Source organism: Leptolyngbya sp. FACHB-36 (assembly GCF_014695955.1).
Lineage (GTDB): Bacteria > Cyanobacteriota > Cyanobacteriia > Leptolyngbyales > Leptolyngbyaceae > FACHB-36.
The window spans coordinates 1-2,788 of record NZ_JACJPG010000395.1 but is presented as its reverse complement, the minus strand read 5'-3'; the positions used below and the strand labels follow the sequence as shown (position 1 = coordinate 2,788).

Annotated in this window: 4 protein-coding genes; 3 read left to right on the top strand and 1 reads right to left on the bottom strand. The window is 53.2% G+C overall.

All coding sequences use genetic code 11. The annotated features are described in order from the left end of the window. From H6F43_RS11120 to H6F43_RS23095, 3 genes are all read left to right on the top strand, one after another. Positions 1–1,005, top strand: a 1,005-nt coding sequence (locus H6F43_RS11120; RefSeq protein ID WP_190342830.1) for a GspE/PulE family protein, incomplete at its 5' end; no start/stop codon positions are given. Between the two features lie 124 nt (positions 1,006–1,129). Further along, entirely contained in the window at positions 1,130–1,585 is a 456-nt protein-coding gene (locus tag H6F43_RS11115) for a hypothetical protein (protein ID WP_190342829.1), read from the top strand. A 240-nt stretch (positions 1,586–1,825) separates the two neighbouring features. After that, positions 1,826–2,008 carry a hypothetical protein gene (locus tag H6F43_RS23095; RefSeq protein WP_190342831.1) on the top strand — a complete coding sequence of 61 codons (183 nt, stop codon included), beginning with the start codon at positions 1,826–1,828 and terminating at the stop codon, positions 2,006–2,008. A gap of 98 nt (positions 2,009–2,106) precedes the next feature. Here H6F43_RS23095 and H6F43_RS11105 read toward each other — a convergent pair whose 3' ends face one another. Next, the gene (locus tag H6F43_RS11105; RefSeq protein ID WP_199290282.1) at positions 2,107–2,529 is read right to left on the bottom strand and encodes a cytidine deaminase; all 423 of its coding nucleotides are present in this window, start codon (positions 2,527–2,529) and stop codon (positions 2,107–2,109) included. Positions 2,530–2,788 lie beyond the last annotated feature (259 nt).

The window sequence follows — 2,788 nt, the reverse complement described above, 5'->3', positions numbered from 1 at the left end:
CGCTATGTTGCCGACCAGCAAGAGCAAGGACTCGATTTGCGCGTCAGCACCATTCCCTGCGTCAGCGGCATTCAGGGCGAACCGGGCGAAAAAGCCGTGCTGCGACTGCTGCGCCAGAAAAATACATTCTCGACGATCGACGATTTGGGCTTTTCCGATCGCGCCCGCGAGATTTACAAAGGCTGGCTAAAAGAGCCGCAGGGTATCATTATTTTGACGGGACCGACCGGATCGGGAAAAACCAGCACGCTCTACACCAGCTTGCAGGCGATTTCTACCGAATCGGTGAACATTGTCACGGTCGAAGATCCGGTCGAGTATGTTCTGCCAGGAATTACGCAAATCCAGGTGAATGAAACGGCAGGCATGACCTTTGCTGCTGGACTGCGGGCGATTCTGCGACAGGACCCAGACATCATTATGCTGGGGGAAATTCGCGACAGCGAAACGGCAGAAACAGCCATCCGCGCCGCGCTGACTGGACACCTAGTGCTAACAACGCTGCATACCAACGATGCGATCGGCGCAATTCCGCGCTTGAAAGACGTCGGACCTGACCCCGGACTAATTAGTGACTCGCTGCTGGGCGTGATGGCACAGCGGCTAGTGCGGCGAATCTGTCCACACTGTGCAGAACCCCACACGCCGAACGCTACTGAGTTGAAGCTGTTAGGGTTGAGGTCCGAAGACGTGGATTCAAGCAAGTGGCGAATTGGGCGCGGCTGCTCTCACTGCTTTAACTCTGGCTACTTGGGGCGCGAAGCCATTATCGAACTGCTGCATGTGGACGATGGCGTGCGGCAGTTGATCTACGAAGGCACGATGACGCAGTTACAGCGCTATCTAAGCGAGACGGCGTTTGAGTCGTTCCGCATGGCGGCGATCGAGAAGGTCCAGCAGGGCATTACGACCGTCGAGGAAGTGCGACGAGTGCTGCCAAACAACGTGTTTGTGCGGAAAGCGCCCGCCGAGAACGGACTGGCATCGATTCGTCTGGCAGTTTAGGCAGTCAAACCGTCTAATAGCGATGTAGTGGTGAGTTGCATTTGACTGCGACCTACGACATTGACGGTGCAGCAGAGTACAACAGAGGAGGACGATTGATGTTCTCCTCACGTTTGGCTGCCGCATGATGAACCGTTTTTGTAGCGCGATCGCGCTTTCCCTCGTAGGGCTAATGGCTGCCTCACACCAGCCCACTTTTGCACAGACGCTCGATCCCAATGAATCTATTTGCTACTTGCGAATGCAGAGTGGCAGACTAGTTAACCTGCAACCCCTGTGCGGTAAAGTTCCCGCGTCTACCACTCAAGCCCGTCCAGCGTCGCGGGTTCAGGCTCCGGTGCCCGCGAATTCTCGAGGGCAACTGGGTAACTTCGATGAGTCAGACGACGATCGTCCCCAACCAACGTTTCCCAGTCGATTGCTGACACCGATCCCCGCTACGGGAATTCGCACGCTTCCTGGTGCCACAGCGTCCCCAGTTCAATCCCGACCTGCTCCAGCTAGAACGGCTCCCCTGACTCCGGTTCTGGTCGTTCCGCAGCGCCAACCAGACCCAGACTACGAAGATGGTCGCTTCTGAAACATTGCAGGACGACGGCTCGTCGTGGTGTAATTCGTCATGGTGTATTCATACTGGTGTATTCGTAACTTCGTAACAATGTAAAAAGACAGAGGCAATCAACAGCAAAAATTCTGTAGCATAAACTACGGAATGATTTTTTACGCTTGGGCGTTCCATATTCCCCAAGCACTGCTGCCTGCCATGAAACTAGAATCGGAATTTCGCCTGCGTCTGCAACTGCAACAGTTAGAGGAAACGCTGCGCCAGCCTACTGCTCAGCGATCGCTGACACCCAATACCTGGGTGAAGCTGCGCCATCTGCCCAGTGCGTTCAGCTTTGATGAAGCACTGCTGCTGTGCCAGCAGTCTGAGCACACGTGGCTAGCGTGGGTTCCTGACTATGGCGAGATTCTGCTGGACCTCGAGCAGCTGGACCTCTGATATCAGAATCAAGAAATCGCTCTATCTGTTATCAGTCGGGCGATCGATCTCGAAGTTGGGAAATCGCATTGCCAGAAGATCTGTGTAACCGATCGACCTCACGCCTCGTCGCCGTAAACTTGGTGCCAGTAATGGGGTTGTACGTGGCGCAACTGCAACGACTGAAATGTTGTCGGATTTGTTTTGTCGGGGACTGCAACTTCAACGTCCAATCCCCAATACGCCAGTCTCTCCTGACAAATGCCGCAGGGAGTCAGAATAACATACGGCTCATTGTCTTGCTCTCTAGAAACGCACACCGAAGCACAAATGCGTTCATTCAATCGATGTGCCTCACAGATAGCACCTGTTTCATGGCATAAACAAGCGGCTGCGTTCGGCGCATCCACATAAACGCTGGTAAGAATACGTCCAGTTTCGGTGTACATGGCCGCTGCACCGGACCAGTCCTGTGGAAAGCGTTCCTGAGCCTGTTTAATCGCAGCATTAAGCAACTGATCATCAACTCGGTAGTGCTTCATTTGTGCGCCAAGATACATGTGAAAAATATAATTGCAGCGATGTGAGATATGGCTTAGTCAAAAGAATAACGCGCCGACTCCACGCTTGCCAAACTCAACGCGACTATGGCAAATAGCCCAAACCACTCATCTATGTGAGATGTGTGATACCAAATCAAAAAATGCCTGCGACAGATAGCGCATCTACAATAAAGCCAAAGCCAGTCACAGAAGCAACGGTTTCAGTCGTTAAATCGGCAATCAATTTGTCCACTTTCGT